Raw genomic sequence first — 20787 nt, 5'->3', positions numbered from 1 at the left:
GTCAGTTACCTGTTGCGTGAGAAAAAGCGGCGAGTTCTGCAGCGCGACTCGCCTTGGGCGGTGTTACTGGCTGGCAACGCGCAACGCCTTTTTGTCGGCGCCCTCGATCAGGTTGAAGCGGTATTCCCGACCGGGTTTCTTCTCGAACTCGAACGACTTGCCCGCCAGGACGTGATGCTTGGTGGTCGGCTCGCACTCGGTTTCATTCTTCTGAGAGCAGTTACGAAACTCATCGATCACCACCACGGTGTTGCCGTTATTGCGCACTCGATAAACCCCGGCGCTGTCATCGATCACGCTGTCGAACCGACTGTTTTTGGGGCGGACAAAAAACACCGTGCCAAACCCGGTCATCACGTTGACCCCCGCCGAGAGGTTCTCCTTGTAGGCGTCGCGCTCTTCACTCGATACGGCGAACTCGTCTTCCTTCTCCGGAACCACGGGCACGAAGCGCACACGGAAATAGCGCTCGGTGTCACGGTCTCCCATGAGCAGCAGGCGGGTGCCCTGCATGCCGTTGGCAGGGACGATCAGACGCGCCGGACTGGCCATCAAGCCATTGCGGCTGCTGCCATCGGTTTGCGGCTCGACCGGTACTTCGCGGTGACTGCCATCGGCGTCGTAGATGATTTCGAGGATGTTGACCTTGACGAACGCGGTGCTGTCGCCGCTGTTGTAAACGCGCTTGAGGTAAGTGCTCTTGTCGCTGTCCAGATAGTCGTACACCGTTCCGACGTTGATCTGCGGGCCGGCCTGAACCGCCAGAGAGATCCCGCTCAAACCCAACAGCAACCACAAACGCTTCATACCCTTGAACCTCATGACATTGAACACAACACAGGCGCGGCCCATCGATAGGCGGCCCATCAGATTTCCGAATCCCAGATCACGGTGACAGAGCCGGTGTAGGGGCTCGCCACATTGGGTTGCTGAAGCATCCACTCCACCTCCTCCTTTGGCACCTCGAAGTGCAGAACGCCAGGCGCCCTGTCCACGTAAAAACCCGGTTGGAAAATTTGCGCACCTTCAGGTCCGGCCTTGAGTCGTCTATGTCTGACCGGTTGGCCGGACGGGTCGGTCAAGCCATTGGGCAGGCTTACGAAGACCTGCAACTCCACCTGTCGTCTGCCGAGCGCATCCTTGATCGTGCAATCGAAAGAGACCCAGGCCTGACATTCGTAATACATCTTGAAACGCGAGGAGGCCGAGATATGGAAGGTCTGCTCGCGGAACAGGCGCACTGGTTTGCGCCCCGCCTGCAACCAGCTCTGCCAGCCCCCGGCCGGAACCAACCGAACCTTTTCGCCACCGGGCGGGATGTCGACCTTGAGGGTGTGTTGCACCTCGAGGTTGAAGTTCAGGGTCAACGCCGAGTCGCTCGGGATCAACACATCGCCGAAATCGAAATCGCCGTTGGGGCCGATGGTGTACGTCAGCGAGCCGGTGTAGTGCCCCGAGGACATCTGCAACGGGTCCGGGGTTTCAAGCTCATAGGCGAAATCCAGGTAATCGAAGCGCAACCACGGGACGTCATATTTCGCCTGTTTTGCACAGGCCCCCAACCTCGGCGTCTTCCAGAAAAATTCGTAGAAATCAGTGCTGTAAAAACCACTGCCGGTGAAGTCGCAAGGCTGTGGTGGATACACCCAGCTCGAGCCCCATAAACGATTGTGGGCAATCTGGTAATTCTCAGCGCCGCCCACCAGTTCCATCACATCATCGGTGACCGCGCGCGAGCCAACGCCAGCGATGCGTATGCGCACCCTTTGCGGGTCGCCGGTCGCTTCGTTTATCACCGTCAGGTCTCGCCAATTCGCCGGTGCCTTTAACATCGCCCCTTGCCGTTGGGATGGATGATTAGCCAGGATCGGCGCACGTGAATGGAATTGAACCGGCACCTGCAAACTGAATAAATCGTCGCTCTCACACTGTTGCGCATGGCTTTGACAGTACCCGCTGGGCGGCGTGGTATTGGTGAATTTGTTGAGGTGCGGATGCGCCGAATCCGGCTTGAACAACGCCGTGATCGTAGCCACGTGAGCCTCGACTGGGCTGGCGACGGCACACGCGAGCAAGGCCGCCGCCCACCAATGGCCAGTACGTGAAACGAAAGAACGCGAGACGTTCATGTAAGCCAAACCTCCGATAACCAGATACAACGACGGGCCAATCAACCCGCCGTCTCGGCGTTGTGGGTGGCATCCGCCAGGGTGTCCGGCGAACAGCGCAAATCACCGATCATCAGCACGTTGTTTTCACTGCGGTGTTTGTCGATATCGAGGCGGAACTGGCAGAGCAACTGGTCGGCATACCGCACCTCCAGGGTCGGTGAGCCGGCGTTCATTTCCATCGAGAAGAAGCCATCGACCTCGCTGACGCCACGGCTGGCGTGGTTGATCACGTGGTGGCCCTTGAGCGGTCGCCCCTGCGGATCGAGCAGACGTCCGAGCACGGTCAGGGTTTTCATCACCCGCACCTTGCGGTACTCCACGCCCCCCTTGTTCAGGTGATAACGGCTGCGCGCCGGCTCGATACTCGCCGCCGGTACATCCGTGCCCTCGAAGTCGAAGCTCACCGAACTGTTTTTGTAGGCGGTCAGCGGAATGAAATTGCGTCCGGGACGCAGCGCCGCACTGCCGCCGCTGAGGTCATCGGCACGCAGGGCGATCCCGTCGATATCTGACTCGACGTCGACGATCATCCCGGCGCCCCGCCCTTGATGCTGGCTGGTCAGGGCCATGCGTTGCGCCCCCACCACCAGGGTGCTGTCGAGGTTCACGCCACCGGTGAATTTTTCGCTGAACGATGAGCGTTGGATAAACCCGTCGCCGTTGACGACGTCGGAGCTGAAGCTCGCCAGGCTCGACAAGCCGACGCCATAGGTATCGGTGAGCGCAGTCACCGAGACGCTCTGTAACACGTGGTCCTGCAGGTCTTTGCGGTAGCCGAAGGACGCATTGTTGTCGCGGTTGCCATCACGGGCCGTGCGGCTGCCGATGCTGCCGGAAATCTGCTGCCCCGGCCCACCGAGCGCCATGTTGACACTCAGGTCGACCCCACGATTACGCGCGTCACCGCTGCTATAGCTGCCGGGGCGATCGAACAGCGACAACCGCCAGTTGGCATCGCTGCCAAACAGTTGGGTGCGTTGCGTCCAGCCCAGGTCGACCCCCACGCCTTCAACGTTCCCCTCGCTGTGGGAGACGCGCGCATTGAGCGAGTTTTTACGACTGACCCGATGATTGAGCGCCAGCGATGAGTTGCTGGCCTCGCCGGTAAACACGTTGCGTTGGCGCACGCGAGTGCCGTCGGGCAGGGTTTCGTAAGTGTTGGTGGTGTCGAGCCAACTACGGTTGTGGCTGATCACCAGGCTGCCAGAGCCGTAGTTGTACAGCCCTTGCAGGTCAGCACCGGTGCCGTGATCTTCGGTCTGGTAGAGGTTGGCGTAGAGACTGGTGCTATCGCCCAGGCTCCAATCGATGGAGCTGCCGTACTGCAGCTTTTCCTGCACCTGACGGGCCGAAAGCCCGAGAATCAACCGCGGGTGCAGCAGGTAGTTGATCGATGCGCCCGCGGTGAGATCACCGCTGTCCTGTTCATCCCAGTTGCTCAGCAGTTTGCTTTCCTGCCCGGCAAACACGTTGTAACGCCAGCGCTCCTCGTGGTTGCGCCAGTTGTTGGGCTTGTAGATCAGTTCCTGGGTGGTCGAGGTGATTTGCCCGTCTTCGATCAAGCGCACCTCCACCTCGTAGATGCCCCCTGGCAGCGGACGAGTGTCGAGGGTCTGCAAACCGGCCGGTACCGACTGTGTGTTGATCAGCAGGCCCTCGCGATAGATCTCGACGGATGCCTGGCGGTTGGCCGTGACATACACCGGGTAAACGCTGGGCTTGGGGCTGTCGATCGCCAGGCTGTCGGAGCTGCCAAACATCACGCCCACCGCGGTGTCGGGGCTGGTACCGAAGGAGCGCGGCTCCCGTGTCAGGCCTTCGGAACTGGGAGTGAAGTAGCCCAGGCGGACAAAACTGCCCTGCAGTTCGCGCTGGGTGTAAAGCTCATGCACGGAGTGGTAGGTCTTGTCGTCCGGGCCGCCCAGACGCGCCAATTGCATGTTGAATGCCTGGCTCCAGTTGCCCAGGCTGGCGCTGGCCTCCAGCCCAAAACGTCCGCCCAGGTCTTGATCCTGGCCGCCGTTGAGATTGAGCTGGTTACGTACCATCAACCCGCTGCTGCCGCCTTCGGGCTGATCGTAGAAATGTTTGACTTGGCTATCGCGCTCGGCATTTTCGGTGACGATCGACAGCAAAGAATTTTCCAGGTTGTAGTGCACCGCCAGCATCTGCTCCGGGCATTGGCCCGTGCAGGCGCCCAGCGCCACACCGGACTTCAGGATATCGGCCCAGGTGTCACGCTCACCGGCACCAAAACGGCTTTCGCTGGTGTCGGTGAAATCGAGCAAGGTCACTCGGTCATCGCGGGACAACACAATCATCGCCTCGCCCAGCGGTTGTTGATCGAGTTCAACCCGCACCGCCAATGGCACATCAAAAAAATGCTCCTCGAATTCCGCCGGCAAGCCTTTGGCCTGGGCCAGCAAACTTCGCGGCGTGGTATCAACGGAAGCGGGCGCCGCAAATGCACTGCTACAAAGCAGCAGCGCAAGCGCCGTCGCGATGGGCGTCATCGGGAACATGAACAAATACTCTGATTGCAAAGAAGTCGATGCCCGACCGACAAACAGAAATGTTTGCCGGCCGGTTCGTTACTGAGAGCAGTAAGCGATTAAGAGCCAGGGTTGTGCTTACACAGAAGGCTCGACCACCATCGTGACGATGCCGGTGTAATCACCTGCTTCTGGCTTGGCACCGACGGCCGAGATCTTGAACGGTGCGCGATAGCGTATGTTCGACTCGTCCGCACCCACCACTTCCTGGGAAGTGGTGGTCAGTTGCTTGCCATTGAGTTCGACTTTCAGGGCAATGGTCTTGCTGCCACCGATCAGCATGGGCGTACCTTCCAGGCGGGCGTTGACCTTGCCTGCGGTGTGCAAAACGTCAAAGTGACCGTCCACGGTACGCATGGCACCGGTCGATGGGTTGAAGCTCATGTCCTGGTCCTTGTTGACCAGATCCGAATCAACCGGAACAGCATAGAAATCATCGGCCGGGACATGGGCAATCAGACTGATGGAGTGGCGGGCTTCGGTGGCGGCAAATGCCAGGGAGGAACTGAAGGCCAGAACAGCCAGGGGAGCAGTAAGCGCGAGTTTCTTCAACATCATTCAATACCTGTCTTTTTTAAAGGGTCGATGCCGTAAAAGCGACAACTGACTGTGACCAGCCAGACGCCGAGATGGCGTTTTGTCTCAACTTTCAAAGCCAGCAAATCATCGACCATTTATTTTTAAAAGTAAGCAGGCAAGTTCCGTATTTGGCGTAGCTATAGTTCGATCAAAGTTGAAAGAAAAAACAATAAAAATCAAACATTAACATCAACATCCGTAAGGCATTAACCACAAACAGATTATCGAAAAATACCACACAGATGAAACCATTAGTGCAACTTCCGTAAGACTAATAGCAAGACCTTTATAAAGAAAGGGGCAAACAAGTTAATTAGAGCGTTAGCACTAAAAACACCGGCGAGCGCAATAAACAAATGCCCCCCTGGGAAGGATCAAACCCGACCCAGGCGAGCACAGGGGGGCCTGGCAGATTCGCTGGACGTGTCGATCAGAGGGGTTGCATGCCGCCTGCACCGTTGGTCCGGGGTGCTTGCATTTTCTAAAAGATATATCTTAAGTTGTGTCTAAACACGACGAGAGAAGACTGAAATGAGAGACCATCATTCCCACCGCGAACACGCAGACGGCCGCGACGGCTTCGAAAAACGCCCTGGCCCGGGCCGCGAACGCGGTGGCCGCGGGCCCCGGGTATTCGCCCCTGGCGACCTGAAACTGCTGTTGCTGGCGTTGATCGCCGAACAGCCCTGCCACGGCTATGACCTGATCCGCCAGATCGAAAGCATGTTCGATGGTGCCTATAGCCCCAGCCCCGGGGTGATCTACCCGACCCTGACCTTCCTGGAAGAAAGCGAACTGATCCTGGGCGATGCCGACGGCGGAAAAAAACGCTACGCCATCACCGACGCCGGGCGCCAGTCGCTGGGCGAACAGGCGATTGCCCTGGACGGCGTGCGTATGCGCATTGACGTCAGCAAGCGCTCCCTGCGCGGCCACGACCGCCCGGCCGAGATCCATGAGGCGGTGCATAACCTGCGTCACGCCCTGCAGATGCACCACGGTCGCTGGAGCCCGGAAGAAATCCTCCGAGTGCGCGACCTGCTCAACAACACCGCCAAGGCCATCGTCGACGGCCCGCTGTCGTCCCCTGCCCAGGAGAACCCGCAATGACTGAAGTGAACACCCAGACCATTCACCGCGTCATGCACGAGATCAAACGCCGCCGCCTGCAGGTGCTGCGAGTGGTCGACCTGACCCCGCGCATGCGCCGGATCACCGTCGGCGGGCCGGACCTGGCCGGCTTTATCAGCCTGGGCAGCGACGATCATGTGAAATTGCTGTTCCCGCAAAACGCCGAGGAACTGGCCGCCCTGGAGCACTTCGCACCGGGCGCCAACAAGGATCAGGGACCGAAACCGGCGATGCGCGACTACACCCCGCGCCGCTATGACCTGAACACCCTGGAACTGGACATCGATTTTGTCCTGCACGGCGACGGCCCCGCCTCGACCTGGGCCGAACAGGCGCAGCCCGGCCAATTCCTGCACATTGCCGGGCCGCGCGGTTCGATGGTGGTGCCGGATATCTTCGACAGCTATCTGCTGATCGGCGACGAAACCGCCTTGCCCGCCATTGCCCGACGCCTGCAAGAGCTGCCGGCCAATCGCCGGGCGCTGGTGATTGTCGAGGTGGAGAACGGCAAGGAGCAGCAAGTGCTGGAGAGCGCGGCCGAGATCAACGTGATCTGGGTCCTGCGTGAAGCTGGCAAGGACCACCTGCTTTCCACCGTCCGCCAGATACAACTGCCCGGCGGCAGCCTGTACGCCTGGGTCGCCACCGAGAGCAAGTTGTCGCGGCAGATTCGCCGGGTGCTCCTCGATGAGCACGGGCTGGATGAGCAGTTCGTCAAAGCTGCGGGTTACTGGCGCCTGGATGATTCGCCGGAAGAGTAAGCGCGCTCAGCGACGCCGGTCGACCCCGATCAACAGCAGCGCCACAGCAACAAACCCCAGCAGTATCCCCCCGGCATTGATGAACACCTGGAGATAGCCCAGCTTCTCCACATCAATGAACGGGTAGGGATACACCGCCAGCACATGTCCGCGCAGCAGCGAGTAAGCGAAGTACACCAGCGGATAGATCACCCACAATCCGACATGCCCCAGACGCAGCTGGCCCTTGGGCACGCAACGCCACCAATAGAGCAGGAACAGCACGGGCATGACGTCGTGCAGCAACACATCCGCCAGCCACTGCCAGCCTTGCGGGTGCCACAGGTGGCGCAACAGCAGGTTGTAGGCCAGTCCGACCACGACGATGCTCACGGCAACGCCACTGCTGACCCACGGTTGCAGCAACCAACTGCGCCCCTTCGATTGCCGGGTGGTCACGGCGCAGGTCAGCACCGCCGCCACCAGCGTATTGCTCAGCACCGTGAAATAACTGAAGTAACTCACCAGCCCGCCCAACAGGCTGGCGTCGACACTCCAGCGCGCATAAAACACCAGGTACAGCTGAATGCTCAGGCCCAGCCAGCCGAGCGCCGCCGCGAGTTGGACGCAGCGGTGCTCAATAAGTGAAAGTCGCGTCAACACACCTCAGACCGGCCGCTTGGTACGCATCAATTTGACGTAGAGCCGTTCGACTTTCTCGCGCGCCCAGGGAGTCTTGCGCAGGAAGGTCAGGCTCGACTTGATGCTCGGGTCGCTCTTGAAGCAACGGATGTCGATGCGTTCGGCCAGCCCCGACCATTCGTAGTGCTGCACCAGCGCGTTGAGGATCTGTTCCAGCGTCACGCCGTGCAGCGGGTCGGTATTGTGTTCGGTCATGCCGGGCCTTTGGACGAAGAATGAATGAAAGGCGCGCACCTTAGCCGAGCGACTCCACGGGTGGAAGGATTCTGTGCGCAATTCACTCAATGTAGGCCACAGCCGGACACTCGACGACTGTTACCGATTTCGAAAGTCAGCTTGTCGAGAAAAGCCCTTTCTCTATTTGTAACAGATCATTATCCTTCGCACCCTCAAGCTGAAACGCTTCCGCCAGACACTGCATGCCCTGCCCGCGCAGTTCATTCCATTAGAAAAGACCCTGAAGTTCTTCTTTATGCCTTACTTGCAGATTTTCCGAGACAGCGCTGTCTCAACAGCCCGCCGAAAGACCCTGAGCCTGATCGCCGGCACCACCGCGCTTGGCCTGGCGAGCGGTATCCAGGCGGCACCGGCCTTCGACAGCAACTCGCCCTGGATGCTCGGCGACTGGAACGGCACGCGCAGTGAACTCGCCGCCAAGGGCTACGACTTCAAGCTCGACTACACCGGGGAAATGGGCAGCAACCTGCACGGCGGCTACGACCATGATCGCACTGCGCGCTACAGCGACCAGTTCGGCCTGGGCACCCACCTGGACCTGCAGAAGATCCTTGGCTGGGATGACGCCGAGTTTCAACTGACGATCACCAAGCGCAGCGGCAACAACATCAGTAACGACCGGATCAACGACCCGCGCGTCGGCGGCTTCACTTCGGCCCAGGAAGTCTGGGGCCGGGGCCAGACCACTCGCCTGACGCAGATGTGGTATCAGCAGAAATTCCTCGACCAGAAGCTCGACATCAAGGCCGGTCGCTTCGGCCAGGGCGAAGACTTCAACAGCTTCCCCTGCGACTTCCAGAACCTGGCGTTCTGCGGCTCCCAGGTCGGCAACTGGGCTGGGTCCATCTGGTACAACTGGCCGGTCAGCCAGTGGGCGCTGCGGGTTAAATATCACCTGACGCCTGAGCTCTACGCGCAGATCGGCACCTACGAACAGAACCCGTCCAACCTCGACAAGGACAACGGCTTCAAGCTCAGCGGCAGCGGCACCCAGGGCACCGTGGTGCCGGTGGAACTGGTGTGGACACCGACACTCAACGGCCTGCCGGGCGAATACCGCGCCGGTTACTACTACAGCAGCGCCAAGGCCAGCGACGTGTACAAGGACAGCCACGGCCAGCCTGCAGCACTCAGCGGCGAAGCCTATCGCAGCGCTTCGAGCAAGCACGGGGTGTGGCTGGGCGTCCAGCAACAGGTGACCAGCGTCGCCAGCGATAACTCGCGCGGTCTGAGCCTGTTTGCCAACGGCACGATGCACGACAAGAAGACCAACGCGATCGACAACTACGTGCAGGCCGGCCTGGTCTACAAAGGCCTGTTCGATGCCCGCGCCAAGGATGACATCGGCTTTGCCATGGCCCGCGTCCACGTCAACCCGGCCTATCGCAAGAATGCCGAGGCCAGCAACCAGGCCCGCGCGGTGTTCGATTACGACAACCCGGCCTACCTGCCACCGCAAGACACCGAGTACAGCGCCGAACTCTATTACGGCGTGCACCTGACCAACTGGCTGACCGTGCGCCCGAACCTGCAGTACATCCGCCATCCCGGTGGCGTGAACGAGGTGGATGACGCGCTGATCGGCGGGATCAAGATCCAGTCGTCGTTCTGACCCGCGCTACAAACCCTGTAGGAGCGAGTGCCCGCTTGCGGCCCGCTCGCGATGAACCCGAAAGCTACGCGGGGTGTCAGGCACCCAACGTCATCGTTTACGTCCATCGCGAGCAGGCTCGCTCCTACAGGGATCACCGTTTTTATCTGAACCACGCCCGCGCACGATCCTCATCTACAGTGAACTTGCGCAAGGCTACTTAAAACGTCACGGAGAATCGCACTATGAGCACTGAAGGTGCTTCAAGTCCAAGCCGCCTGATGCCGAGCCTGCTCGGCATCCTGCTGCTGCTAATGGGCCTGGCCTTGTTGGCCGGGGGGATCAAGCTGAGCATGCTTGGCGGCTCGTTGTACTACCTGCTGGCCGGTATCGGCCTGGCGCTGACCGGCATTCTGCTGCTGGCCGGCCGTCGCGCAGCCTTGGGCCTGTATGCACTGGTGCTGCTGGCCAGTACCGCCTGGTCGTTGTGGGAAGTCGGCCTGGACTGGTGGCAACTGGTGCCGCGGCTGTCGCTGTGGTTCGCCCTCGGCGTGGTCCTGCTGCTGCCGTGGTTCCGTCGTCCGTTGCTGCGCCAGGGCCCGGCACCACTGGGCACCGCCGCCTTGAGCGTGGCCGTGGTGATCGCCGGCGCCGCTGCCGTGGGCAGCCAGTTCACCCACCCGGGCGAAGTGCTCGGCGAACTGGGTCGCGACAGCACCGACATGACCAGCACCGCCCCGGCCATGCCGGATGGCGATTGGCAGGCCTATGGTCGCAGCGAGTTTGGCGACCGCTACTCGCCGCTCAAGCAGATCACCCCGGAAAACGTCGGCAAGCTGCAGGAAGCCTGGCGCATCCGCACCGGCGACCTGCCCACCGCGGGCGACCCGGTGGAGCTGACCAACGAAAACACCCCGCTCAAGGTCAACGGCATGCTGTATGCCTGCACCGCTCACAGCAAGGTGCTGGCGCTGGACCCGGACACCGGCAAGGAAATCTGGCGTTTCGACCCGCAGATCAAGAGCCCCGTGGGCTTCAAGGGCTTCGCCCACATGACCTGCCGTGGCGTTTCCTACTATGACGAAAACGCCTACGCCCAATCGGATGTCGCTTCCAACGCAGCGATTTCCGAGGCCGGCAAGGCCGTGGCCCAGGCCTGCCCACGCCGCCTGTACCTGCCCACCGCCGACGCGCGCCTGATCGCTCTCAATGCCGACACCGGCAAGGTTTGCGAAGGCTTCGGCAACCAGGGCGTGGTCGACCTGACCACCGGTATCGGTCCGTTCACCCCGGGCGGCTACTACGCCACCTCGCCAGCCGCGATCACCCGTGACCTGGTGATCATGGGCGGCCACGTGACCGACAACGAGTCGACCAACGAGCCGTCCGGCGTGATCCGCGCTTTCGACGTCCACGACGGTCACCTGGTGTGGAACTGGGACAGCAACAACCCGGACGCCACCGAGCCTCTGCCTGAAGGCGAACACTACAGCCGCAACTCGGCGAACATGTGGTCGCTGGCCAGCGTCGACGAAAAACTCGGCATGGTCTACCTGCCACTGGGCAACCAGACACCTGACCAATGGGGCGCCGATCGCACTCCGGGCGCCGAGAAATTCAGCGCTGGCCTGGTGGCCCTGGACCTGGCCACCGGCAAGGTGCGCTGGAACTACCAGTTCACCCACCACGACCTGTGGGACATGGACGTTGGCAGCCAGCCAACCCTGTTGGACATGAAAACCGCCGACGGCGTGAAACCGGCGCTGATCGCCCCGACCAAACAGGGCAGCCTGTATGTGCTCGACCGTCGTGACGGCACGCCGATCATCCCGATCCGCGAGATCCCTGTTCCACAGGGCGCTGTCAAAGGTGACCACACCGCACCGACCCAGGCCCGTTCGGACCTCAACCTGCTGGCTCCGGAACTCACCGAAAAAGCCATGTGGGGCGCCAGCCCGTTCGACCAGATGCTGTGCCGCATCCAGTTCAAGGAACTGCGCTACGAAGGCCAATACACCCCGCCGTCGGAACAGGGCAGCCTGATCTACCCGGGTAACGTCGGTGTGTTCAACTGGGGCGGCGTGTCGGTCGACCCGGTGCGCCAGATGCTGTTCACCAGCCCGAACTACATGGCCTTCGTCTCGAAAATGGTGCCACGCGCCCAAGTGGCGGCCGGCAGCAAGCGCGAGAGCGAAACCGCCGGGGTGCAACCGAACACCGGCGCGCCTTACGCGGTGATCATGCACCCGTTCATGTCGCCGTTCGGCGTACCGTGCCAGGCCCCCGCCTGGGGCTATGTGGCCGGGATCGACCTGACCACTGGCAAAGTGGCGTGGAAGCGCAAGAACGGCACCAGCCGCGACAGCTCGCCACTGCCTATCGGCCTACCGATCGGCGTGCCAAGCATGGGCGGCTCGATCGTCACTGCCGGCGGCGTCGGCTTCCTCAGCGGCACCCTGGACCAGTACCTGCGCGCCTATGACGTCAACACCGGCAAGGAACTGTGGAAAGCCCGCCTGCCAGCGGGCGGCCAGGCCACGCCTATGACCTACACCGGCAAGGACGGCAAGCAGTACGTGCTGCTGGTGGTCGGTGGTCACGGCTCCCTGGGTACCAAAATGGGCGACTACGTGATCGCCTACAAACTGCCGGAATAAGCTTTCCCGGCGGTATGAAAAAGGCGACAACCTCCCGGTAGTCGCCTTTTTTCTGCGCGAGCCAATCAGTCTCCAGGTAACAAAGCGCTTACCAAACAAACCGCGCCCACCATTGAAACCACCCGCCACCTGCCCCATCTAAGACCCATACCCCATTGCGCAGGTGCCCCATGAGCGACCAGCAAGCATTCCCCGAAGACCTCAGCGAATACGCCGATCCGCAGAACGCCGAACACCCCGCCCACTCCGGCAAAGGCCTGGCCTTGCCCGGGCAGAACCTGCCGGACAAGGTCTACATCATCCCGATTCACAACCGGCCGTTCTTCCCTGCGCAAGTGCTGCCGGTCATTGTCAATGAAGAGCCCTGGGCCGAAACCCTGGACCTCGTGGCCAAGTCCGAGCACCACTCCCTGGCGCTGTTCTACATGGACACCCCACAGGAAGATCCCCGACACTTCGACACCAGCGCACTGCCGCTCTACGGCACCCTGGTCAAGGTCCACCACGCCAGCCGCGAGAACGGCAAACTGCAATTTGTCGCCCAGGGCCTGACCCGTGTCCGACTCAAGACCTGGCTCAAACACCACCGCCCACCGTACCTGGTGGAAGTTGAATACCCGCACCAGCCGAGCGAGCCGACCGATGAGGTCAAGGCCTACGGCATGGCGCTGATCAACGCGATCAAAGAGCTGCTGCCGCTCAACCCGCTGTACAGCGAAGAACTGAAGAATTACCTCAACCGCTTCAGCCCCAACGATCCCTCGCCGCTGACTGATTTCGCTGCCGCGTTGACTTCGGCCACCGGCAATGACCTGCAGGAAGTCCTCGACTGCGTGCCCATGCTCAAGCGCATGGAAAAAGTCCTGCCAATGCTGCGCAAGGAAGTCGAAGTCGCGCGCCTGCAGAAAGAAATCTCCGCCGAAGTGAACCGCAAGATCGGCGAACACCAGCGCGAATTTTTCCTCAAGGAACAACTCAAGGTCATCCAACAGGAACTGGGCCTGACCAAGGACGACCGCAGCGCCGATGTCGAGCAGTTTGAACAACGCCTGACCGGTAAAGTCCTGCCGCCGCAGGCACAAAAACGCATCGAAGAAGAACTCAATAAACTGTCGATCCTCGAAACCGGCTCGCCGGAATACGCCGTGACTCGCAACTACCTGGAGTGGGCGACCGCCGTGCCCTGGGGCATCTACGGCGAGGATAAGCTCGACCTCAAGCTCGCGCGCAAAGTGCTCGATAAACACCATGCGGGCCTCGATGACATCAAGGACCGCATTCTCGAATTCCTCGCCGTGGGCGCCTACAAGGGCGAGATCGCCGGTTCCATCGTGTTGCTGGTCGGCCCGCCGGGCGTGGGCAAGACCAGTATCGGCAAGTCCATCGCCGAATCCCTCGGGCGGCCGTTCTATCGCTTCAGCGTCGGCGGCATGCGCGATGAAGCCGAGATCAAGGGTCACCGCCGCACCTATATTGGCGCGCTGCCGGGCAAGCTAGTGCAGGCGTTGAAGGACGTCGAAGTGATGAACCCGGTGATCATGCTCGACGAGATCGACAAGATGGGCCAAAGCTTCCAGGGCGACCCGGCCTCGGCGCTGCTGGAAACCCTTGACCCGGAACAGAACGTCGAATTCCTCGACCACTACCTGGACCTGCGCCTGGACCTGTCGAAAGTGCTGTTCGTCTGCACCGCCAACACCCTCGACTCGATCCCCGGCCCGTTGCTCGACCGTATGGAAGTGATTCGCCTGTCGGGCTACATCACCGAAGAGAAAGTCGCGATCGCCAAGCGTCACCTGTGGCCCAAGCAGCTGGAAAAGGCCGGCGTGGCGAAAACCAGCCTGTCCATCAGCGACAGCGCGCTCAAGGCGCTGATCGACGGTTACGCCCGCGAAGCCGGCGTGCGTCAGCTGGAAAAACAACTGGGCAAACTGACGCGCAAAGCGGTGATCAAGTTGATGGATGATCCGCAGCAAGTGATCAAGATCGGCCCCAAGGACCTGGAAACCTCGCTGGGTATCCCGGTGTTCCGCAACGAGCAAGTGCTTTCAGGCACCGGGGTGATCACCGGCCTGGCCTGGACCAGCATGGGCGGCGCCACCCTGCCGATCGAAGCCACGCGCATCCACACCCTCAACCGCGGCTTCAAGCTCACCGGGCAGTTGGGTGAGGTGATGAAGGAATCGGCTGAGATCGCCTACAGCTACGTCAGTTCTCACCTCAAGCAGTTCGGTGGCGATGCCAAGTTCTTCGACGAAGCCTTCATCCACCTGCACGTGCCGGAAGGTGCCACGCCCAAGGACGGCCCGAGTGCCGGCGTGACCATGGCCAGCGCCCTGCTCTCGTTGGCGCGCAACCAGCCGCCGAAGAAAGGCGTGGCAATGACCGGCGAACTGACCCTGACCGGGCATGTACTGCCGATTGGCGGGGTGCGGGAAAAGGTAATTGCCGCGCGGCGGCAGAAGATTCATGAACTGATCCTGCCGGAACCCAACCGGGGCAGCTTCGAAGAACTGCCGGACTACCTCAAGGAAGGGATTACCGTGCACTTTGCCAAGCGCTTTGCGGATGTGGCGAAGGTGTTGTTCTGATCCTTCTGTAGCGCCTGTCCTGGCCTCTCGCGGGCAAGTCCGCGAGAGGCCAGACCTGCCAATCCATTTCCCAGACATCCATGGCCCACTGTCACAATTTGTCTCATCTTCGGTTATGCTCGCCGTTCGTCGCGAAATTCCGGAGCGCCTGATTTTGATGTCCCCCACCCGCCTGTTATTGCCCCTGAGCCTTGCCCTGCTGGCAGCCTGTGCCTCGCAACCCAAGCAAAACCTGACGGTTGAGAAGCAGAGCCAGTGCCCGGTGCAACTGCACACCGGGCAAAACCTGATCCTGACCCTGCCGAGCAACCCGACCACGGGCTATCGCTGGGCAATTCAGGATTCAGCCGGTGGCGTGCTGCGGGCGATCAGCCCCGAGGTGTATACCAACCCGGAAAACAGCGGCCTGGTGGGCAGCGCCGGTGTTTCTACCTGGCGCTTTCAGGCGTTCAGCAGCGGTAACGGCCGCCTGCGCCTGACCTCGCAGCAGCCTTGGGCGCCGGAAGTGGATCCGGTCGAGACCTTCGACTGCGCGATCACGGTGAACTGATGGGCTGGTTGATTCTGGCGCTGATGGGGGCGGTCACCTTCCTCTACGGGGTAAGCGTGCACGCCGAGTTGCTGTGCCTGCTGGTCAAGCCGCTGCCGGTCCTGGCATTGCTCGGCTGGCTGCACGATGCACCGCCGAGCGAATACCGTCGCTGGATCAGCCTGGGACTGATCTTTTCCCTGCTCGGCGACGTGCTGCTGGCCTGGCCGGGCGATCTGTTCGTGTTCGGCCTCGGGGCGTTCCTGGTGGCGCACCTGGCGTATCTGAAAGCCTATTTGAGCGATTGCCGGCGTCCGGCGCTGCCAGCGCTGATCATTGCTCTGGTAGTCGGTGCCGTGCTGCTGGGGATCCTGATTGCCCACGGCCTCGGCCCGCTGCTGATCCCCGTGATTGTCTACGGCACCGCCATCAGCGCCATGCTCTGGCGCGCCCTGGCCCGCCTCGGCAGCGATGTGCCCAAGCGCTCCGCCTTGTTGGCCGCCGCGGGTGCCCTGGCCTTTGTGTTTTCCGACAGCGTGATCGGTATCGACCGCTTTGCCGTGCCGTTTTCGGCCGCGCCTTATGTGATCATCATCAGTTACTGGCTGGGGCAATGGGGCATCGCGGCGTCAGCCTTTTCCCAAAGCCATCGCCCGGAACGCGAGCAGCCATAGCACGGCCCGGCGCGGTTTATCAGACAAGCCGCGCATCCCCTCGCCAACTTGGCTAAAATGCCGGCCTTTTCCATATCACCGCTGGAACCGCCGTGAGCAAAGAACCCGATCGCCTTTTCGCCCAGCCTTTGGCCCAGGTGCCTGACTTCGCCTTTAACGAGGATGTGGTGCGGGTGTTCCCGGACATGATCAAGCGCTCGGTGCCGGGTTATCCGACCATTGTCGAGAACCTCGGCGTGCTCGCCGCGCAGTTTGCCCAGCCCAACAGCGTGCTGTACGACCTCGGTTCGTCCCTCGGCGCGGTGACCCAGGCCCTGCGCCGTCACGTGCGCACCGACGGCTGCCGGGTAATCGCGGTGGATAACTCGGCGGCCATGGTCGAGCGCTGCCGCGAGTACCTGAATGGTCAGGATTCGATGTTCCAGGAGTTGTTGCCAGTAGAGGTGATCGAAGGCGACATCCTCGCCCTGGACTTCCAGCCGGCCTCGGTGGTGGCGCTGAACTTCACCCTGCAATTCATCGCGCCGTCGCAGCGCACTGAATTGCTCGCGCGGATCCGCCAGTCGCTACTGCCCGGCGGCGCCCTGATCCTTTCGGAAAAACTGCGCTTTGAAGACCTGCAGGAGCACGAGTTGCTCACCGATCTGCACATCGCCTTCAAGCGCGCCAACGGTTACAGCGAACTGGAAATTGCCCAGAAGCGCAGCGCCATCGAAAACGTCATGAAGCCCGACAGCCTCGAAGAACACCGCGAACGCCTGCTGGCCGCCGGATTCTCGAAAGTCGTGCCGTGGTTCCAGTGTCTTAACTTTGCCTCGTTGATTGCCTTGCCATGATTGATCTGTCCCCCCTCGCCCGCCGTCTGGCTGGTACACCGCTGGCTGAATGGGCCAAGACCCTGCAAGCGCAACTCGACGTCAAGATGGAGAAAGGCCACGGCGACCTTGAGCGCTGGCAAAGCGCGCTGGATGCCCTGCCAAAGATCCAGCCCACTGAAGTCGATCTACTCAATGGCCTGAAGCTCGACACCGATTGCGACGCCGAAACCCGGGCACAGATGCGCACCGCACTGATGGGCCTGTCACCATGGCGCAAGGGCCCGTTCGACCTGTTCGGCGTGCATGTCGACACCGAATGGCGTTCGGACTGGAAATGGTCGCGGGTCGCGCCTCACCTGGATCTCAAAGGAAAGCGCATCCTCGACGTCGGCTGCGGCAACGGCTATTACATGTGGCGCATGCTCGGAGCCGGGGCCGACAGCGTGATCGGCGTCGACCCGAACTGGCTGTTTTTCTGCCAGTTCCAGGCGGTTCAGCGCTACCTGTCCGAACCCAACGCCTGGCACCTGCCCTTCCCCTTCGAAGACCTGCCGCCTAACCTGGAAGGCTTCGACACCGTATTCTCCATGGGTGTGTTCTATCACCGCCGCTCGCCGATCGAGCATCTGCTGGCGCTCAAGGACTGCCTGGTCAAGGGTGGCGAACTGGTGCTGGAAACTCTGGTAATCGAAGGCGACGAGCAACAGGTACTGGTGCCGGAAGATCGTTATGCGCAGATGCGTAACGTCTGGTTCCTGCCGTCGGTGCCGGCGCTGATGCTATGGCTGCGCCGTGCCGGGTTCAGCGATGTGCGCTGTGTGGATGTGAGTACTACGACGGTCGAGGAACAGCGTGGCACCGAGTGGATGAAGTATCAGTCGCTGAGGGATTTCCTCGACCCCGAGGACCACAGCAAGACCATCGAAGGCCTGCCGGCGCCGATGCGGGCGGTGATTGTCGCCAGAAAATAATGCAGAAACCTGTAGGAGCGAGCCTGCTCGCGATGGACTTGAAAGCGCCGCATTCATTCAGAAAGCCCGCGTTATCGTTGTCCACCATCGCGAGCAGGCTCGCTCCTACAGGGGGTCGGTGCTTAGTCTGAAGCTTTTGCTCTGCGAGCCTTGAAGAACTCGCTCAACACCGTCCCGCACTCCTCGGCCAGCACCCCACCCTCATACAGCACCCGGTGATTCAAGAAGCCCTGGCTGAAGAACTGTCCCTGGCTCTGCACAATCCCCGCCTTGGGCTCCAGCGCGCCGTACACCACCCGGGCAATCCGCGAGTGGACGATCAGCCCGGCGCACATGCTGCAGGGTTCCAGCGTCACATACAGCGTGCTGCCGGGCAGACGATAGTTATTCAGAGCCTGGGCGGCGGCGCGAATCGCGACCATCTCGGCGTGGGCACTGGGGTCGCTGCCGCTGATCGGGCAATTAAAGCCGCGACCGATGATTTCGCCGTTCTGCACCAGCACCGCGCCCACTGGCACCTCACCGAGGGCCGCACCTTGCGCGGCCAGGGCGAGCGCCTCGCGCATGAAATGCTGGTCGCGGCTGCGGTCGATAATGGCCGCTGGACGAATCTGGCGCATCACTTCACCTCGATCGCGGCCATCAGGCCGGTTTCCATATGGTCGATCACATGGCAGTGGAACATCCACACCCCCGGGTTATCGGCCACCAGCGCCACTTGCGCGCGCTCGTTCTTGCCCAGCAGGTAAGTGTCGGTGAAGTACGGAATCACCTTGTGCCGGTTCGAGGCGATCACCTTGAAACTCATGCCGTGCAGGTGAATCGGGTGTTGGTACTGGGTCATGTTCTTCAATTCGAAAATATAGCTCTGCCCCAGCTTGAGGCTGGCAATCGGCCGGTCGGCGCAGGTCTTGTCGGTGATGTCCCAGGCCTGGCCGTTGATCTGCCACAGGCTCGGCGGCTTGCCGTTCTCGACATTCACCGAGACCGAACCGACCCATTCGAAATTGAAGTTGAGTTTCTCGGCGTTGGCCATGTCCGGTTCGGCAATCGGATTGGCCGGTAGTGCTGGCGGCCACTCGGTCGGCGCGTCGCTGTTGGCCACCGAGCGCAAGGTGCCCAAGCGCACCGGGCCGTTACGCAGAGACAATTCCTCACCCGCCGCCGGCGCCTTGATCGCCAGGCAAATGCGCATGCCCGGACCCAGCCAGTAATCCTTGCCCAACGGCCGCGGCTCGACCGGGTTGCCGTCCAGCGCATAAATCTGCGCTTCGACGCCCGGGATGTTGATGCGATAGGTCAGGGTATTGTCGAGATTAAGCAGACGCACGCGAGTAATCTGCCCGGCAGGCAAGTCGATGACGGGCAATGGCACGCCGTTGATGGTCGACAGGCGCCCCGCCGTACCGCCGCGCGCCGCTTCCCGGGGGATGCTGAATTCGACGAAATTGCCCACGTCATCGATATGCCAGTTCTTCAGGCTCAGGGTCTTTTCGTACTTGAACCCAGTGGGCTCGCGCTCCTCGACAATCAACGGCCCGACCAGGCCACGGCCCAGCTCTTCGCTGCTGCTGACATGGGGGTGGTACCAGTAGCTGCCGGCATCCGGCACGCGGAACTTGTAGTCGAAATACTCGCCTGGCAGCACCGGCAGTTGCGAGACGTAGGGCACACCATCCATCTCCAGCGGCAGGCGGATGCCGTGCCAGTGAATGGTGGTCGCCACTGGCAGGTGGTTGATGAAACGCACCCGCAGCCACTCCCCCTGACGCACCCGCAACTCGGTCCCAGGCGCCGAAGGGCCAAAGGCCCAGGCCTGGGTCTTGTGCCCGGGCACCAGCTCCACGTCCAGCGGCGCGGCAATCAACTCGTAGTCATGACCGGCGTTGGCGTCCGCCACTTTCCCCAGCCAGTAACGCGATGCACCACCGGCCCCGACGCCAACCACTGCCAGACCGGCCAGACCACCAAGTATTTGTCGACGGGTAAAGGACATGGACTCAACTACCTCACGTATCTGCCGCAGGCCCAGGGCCCGCAAAAGGCGAATACGATACACCCGCAATTGCGAAAGAAACAGCAAAGCGCACGTGACTACGGGACGCAGGGTGGCCAGGTTGGCGGCTACCCATGAGCTCCCTGCGCGGTCAGTTTGCGGCGCTATCGACTTTTCGAACGCCAATGGTTTTGCGTTCACCGGTCGCGCTGACTTCGTACACGTTCATGACCCACGTGTCGGCGATCACGGTTTCAACCAGGTAATTCTTCTTAGCTTGCGGCGTGAATTGCTGCGCAGCAGGCTGCTCCTTGTCGAACGGCGTAGGCATGGGAATACCGTTCAAGGTAAACGATTTGGCCTTGACCTTCCCTTCCACGTAGACGGTTTTGTCAGCCTCGACCAGTTGACTGATGCTGTCCGTACCACCGGCCATTTTCTTCAGATAAGCCGGTATGCGCTTGAAGTAAGCGGAGTCATAAACCCGATCACCCGCGCTCTCAAATCCCGCATTGTCATAGCCGTACGTGTAACTGACAGGATGATCACCCTCGCCGCCTATGGTTCGGAAAGTCATGCTGGCTTGATGGTCATTCATGGCCAGTGGAACTACCGGCTCTGAAGTAAGATCACCCGCCTGGCGGCTGCTGCAGCCGGTCATGACAAGCGCGAAAGTGATTGCTAATGGAAAAGCCAAAGAGGTTTTCATTCGATCCCTGAACAAGCTAGAAGTAGGCCTGTGTAGAGCCACTTGCACAGCTAAAGTTCCTGGAAGTGCCCCTTCTGCCGATGCGCATAGCTGCCAGATTCTGCCACCCCCAAAAAGCCAAAAGCCCGCATTTACGCGG

18 protein-coding genes are annotated in these 20787 nt (G+C 61.2%); 9 read left to right on the top strand and 9 right to left on the bottom strand.

What is annotated here, in order from left to right; genetic code table 11:
* Positions 1–63: 63 nt before the first annotated feature.
* From NR126_RS06215 to NR126_RS06200, 4 genes are all read right to left on the bottom strand, one after another.
* Complete coding sequence (locus tag NR126_RS06215; protein ID WP_256829893.1) at positions 64–807, bottom strand: molecular chaperone; 744 nt, start codon at positions 805–807, stop codon at positions 64–66.
* Positions 808–866: 59 nt separating this feature from the next.
* The gene (locus NR126_RS06210) at positions 867–2129 is read right to left on the bottom strand and encodes a hypothetical protein (protein ID WP_256829892.1); all 1263 of its coding nucleotides are present in this window, start codon (positions 2127–2129) and stop codon (positions 867–869) included.
* 41 nt (positions 2130–2170) lie between these two features.
* Positions 2171–4693: a CS1-pili formation C-terminal domain-containing protein gene (locus tag NR126_RS06205; RefSeq protein WP_105753925.1), complete on the bottom strand. Its 2523-nt coding sequence runs from the start codon at positions 4691–4693 to the stop codon at positions 2171–2173.
* Positions 4694–4801: 108 nt separating this feature from the next.
* Positions 4802–5278, bottom strand: coding sequence for a CS1 type fimbrial major subunit (locus NR126_RS06200; protein ID WP_027619692.1), 477 nt, complete (start codon positions 5276–5278; stop codon positions 4802–4804).
* 555 nt (positions 5279–5833) lie between these two features.
* Between NR126_RS06200 and NR126_RS06195 the strand changes: the two genes are divergently transcribed.
* Together NR126_RS06195 and NR126_RS06190 are read left to right on the top strand one after the other, a co-directional pair.
* A complete protein-coding gene (locus NR126_RS06195) occupies positions 5834–6412 on the top strand; it encodes a PadR family transcriptional regulator (protein WP_027619691.1) in 579 nt (192 codons plus the stop codon).
* Positions 6409–7194 (top strand): siderophore-interacting protein, encoded by a 786-nt coding sequence (locus tag NR126_RS06190; RefSeq protein ID WP_027619690.1) that lies wholly within the window; start codon positions 6409–6411, stop codon positions 7192–7194. Before NR126_RS06195 ends, NR126_RS06190 begins: the two co-directional genes overlap by 4 nt.
* A 6-nt stretch (positions 7195–7200) precedes the next feature.
* Here the strand turns inward: NR126_RS06190 and NR126_RS06185 are convergent, their stop codons facing one another.
* Together NR126_RS06185 and NR126_RS06180 are read right to left on the bottom strand one after the other, a co-directional pair.
* Entirely contained in the window at positions 7201–7833 is a 633-nt protein-coding gene (locus NR126_RS06185) for a Pr6Pr family membrane protein (RefSeq protein ID WP_033866340.1), read from the bottom strand.
* 6 nt (positions 7834–7839) lie between these two features.
* A complete protein-coding gene (locus NR126_RS06180) occupies positions 7840–8070 on the bottom strand; it encodes a VF530 family DNA-binding protein (protein ID WP_027619688.1) in 231 nt (76 codons plus the stop codon).
* Positions 8071–8347: 277 nt separating this feature from the next.
* On the opposite strand from NR126_RS06180, the gene NR126_RS06175 reads away from it, so the two are divergent.
* The 7 genes from NR126_RS06175 (at position 8348) to cmoB (ending at position 17943) form a co-directional block, all read left to right on the top strand.
* Positions 8348–9724, top strand: a complete 1377-nt coding sequence (locus tag NR126_RS06175; RefSeq protein WP_256829891.1) for a carbohydrate porin — start codon at positions 8348–8350, stop codon at positions 9722–9724.
* A 224-nt stretch (positions 9725–9948) separates the two neighbouring features.
* Complete coding sequence (locus NR126_RS06170) at positions 9949–12360, top strand: glucose/quinate/shikimate family membrane-bound PQQ-dependent dehydrogenase (RefSeq protein ID WP_027619686.1); 2412 nt, start codon at positions 9949–9951, stop codon at positions 12358–12360.
* Positions 12361–12530: 170 nt separating this feature from the next.
* Positions 12531–14951, top strand: a complete 2421-nt coding sequence (lon, locus tag NR126_RS06165) for an endopeptidase La (protein ID WP_027619685.1) — start codon at positions 12531–12533, stop codon at positions 14949–14951.
* Positions 14952–15108: 157 nt separating this feature from the next.
* Complete coding sequence (locus NR126_RS06160) at positions 15109–15501, top strand: protease inhibitor I42 family protein (RefSeq protein ID WP_105756111.1); 393 nt, start codon at positions 15109–15111, stop codon at positions 15499–15501.
* Positions 15501–16154 (top strand): lysoplasmalogenase, encoded by a 654-nt coding sequence (locus NR126_RS06155; RefSeq protein WP_027619683.1) that lies wholly within the window; start codon positions 15501–15503, stop codon positions 16152–16154. Before NR126_RS06160 ends, NR126_RS06155 begins: the two co-directional genes overlap by 1 nt.
* Positions 16155–16246: 92 nt before the next feature.
* Complete coding sequence (gene cmoA / locus NR126_RS06150) at positions 16247–16990, top strand: carboxy-S-adenosyl-L-methionine synthase CmoA (RefSeq protein ID WP_027619682.1); 744 nt, start codon at positions 16247–16249, stop codon at positions 16988–16990.
* Positions 16987–17943 (top strand): tRNA 5-methoxyuridine(34)/uridine 5-oxyacetic acid(34) synthase CmoB, encoded by a 957-nt coding sequence (gene cmoB / locus NR126_RS06145; protein WP_105756110.1) that lies wholly within the window; start codon positions 16987–16989, stop codon positions 17941–17943. Before cmoA ends, cmoB begins: the two co-directional genes overlap by 4 nt.
* A 122-nt stretch (positions 17944–18065) precedes the next feature.
* Here the strand turns inward: cmoB and tadA are convergent, their stop codons facing one another.
* From tadA to NR126_RS06130, 3 genes are all read right to left on the bottom strand, one after another.
* Positions 18066–18563: a tRNA adenosine(34) deaminase TadA gene (gene tadA, locus NR126_RS06140; RefSeq protein ID WP_256829890.1), complete on the bottom strand. Its 498-nt coding sequence runs from the start codon at positions 18561–18563 to the stop codon at positions 18066–18068.
* Complete coding sequence (locus tag NR126_RS06135; RefSeq protein WP_256829889.1) at positions 18563–19939, bottom strand: multicopper oxidase family protein; 1377 nt, start codon at positions 19937–19939, stop codon at positions 18563–18565. Before NR126_RS06135 ends, tadA begins: the two co-directional genes overlap by 1 nt.
* A 151-nt stretch (positions 19940–20090) precedes the next feature.
* Positions 20091–20648 carry a hypothetical protein gene (locus NR126_RS06130; protein WP_027619678.1) on the bottom strand — a complete coding sequence of 186 codons (558 nt, stop codon included), beginning with the start codon at positions 20646–20648 and terminating at the stop codon, positions 20091–20093.
* Between the last annotated feature and the right edge of the window lie 139 nt (positions 20649–20787).

It is taken from the genome of Pseudomonas sp. Pse1 (genome assembly GCF_024519635.1).
GTDB lineage: Bacteria > Pseudomonadota > Gammaproteobacteria > Pseudomonadales > Pseudomonadaceae > Aquipseudomonas.
Note: the sequence above shows the minus strand (reverse complement) of the source record. Positions and strands in the feature narration are given on the sequence as shown.

Coding starts and splice junctions, on each gene's coding strand:
- NR126_RS06215 (WP_256829893.1), bottom strand. CDS start 807: ATGAAGCGTTTGTGGTTGCTGTTGGGTTTGAGCGGGATCTCTCTGGCG.
- NR126_RS06210 (WP_256829892.1), bottom strand. CDS start 2,129: ATGAACGTCTCGCGTTCTTTCGTTTCACGTACTGGCCATTGGTGGGCG.
- NR126_RS06205 (WP_105753925.1), bottom strand. CDS start 4,693: ATGTTCCCGATGACGCCCATCGCGACGGCGCTTGCGCTGCTGCTTTGT.
- NR126_RS06200 (WP_027619692.1), bottom strand. CDS start 5,278: ATGTTGAAGAAACTCGCGCTTACTGCTCCCCTGGCTGTTCTGGCCTTC.
- NR126_RS06195 (WP_027619691.1), top strand. CDS start 5,834: ATGAGAGACCATCATTCCCACCGCGAACACGCAGACGGCCGCGACGGC.
- NR126_RS06190 (WP_027619690.1), top strand. CDS start 6,409: ATGACTGAAGTGAACACCCAGACCATTCACCGCGTCATGCACGAGATC.
- NR126_RS06180 (WP_027619688.1), bottom strand. CDS start 8,070: ATGACCGAACACAATACCGACCCGCTGCACGGCGTGACGCTGGAACAG.
- NR126_RS06175 (WP_256829891.1), top strand. CDS start 8,348: ATGCCTTACTTGCAGATTTTCCGAGACAGCGCTGTCTCAACAGCCCGC.
- NR126_RS06170 (WP_027619686.1), top strand. CDS start 9,949: ATGAGCACTGAAGGTGCTTCAAGTCCAAGCCGCCTGATGCCGAGCCTG.
- lon (WP_027619685.1), top strand. CDS start 12,531: ATGAGCGACCAGCAAGCATTCCCCGAAGACCTCAGCGAATACGCCGAT.
- NR126_RS06160 (WP_105756111.1), top strand. CDS start 15,109: ATGTCCCCCACCCGCCTGTTATTGCCCCTGAGCCTTGCCCTGCTGGCA.
- NR126_RS06155 (WP_027619683.1), top strand. CDS start 15,501: ATGGGCTGGTTGATTCTGGCGCTGATGGGGGCGGTCACCTTCCTCTAC.
- cmoB (WP_105756110.1), top strand. CDS start 16,987: ATGATTGATCTGTCCCCCCTCGCCCGCCGTCTGGCTGGTACACCGCTG.
- tadA (WP_256829890.1), bottom strand. CDS start 18,563: ATGCGCCAGATTCGTCCAGCGGCCATTATCGACCGCAGCCGCGACCAG.
- NR126_RS06135 (WP_256829889.1), bottom strand. CDS start 19,939: ATGTCCTTTACCCGTCGACAAATACTTGGTGGTCTGGCCGGTCTGGCA.
- NR126_RS06130 (WP_027619678.1), bottom strand. CDS start 20,648: ATGAAAACCTCTTTGGCTTTTCCATTAGCAATCACTTTCGCGCTTGTC.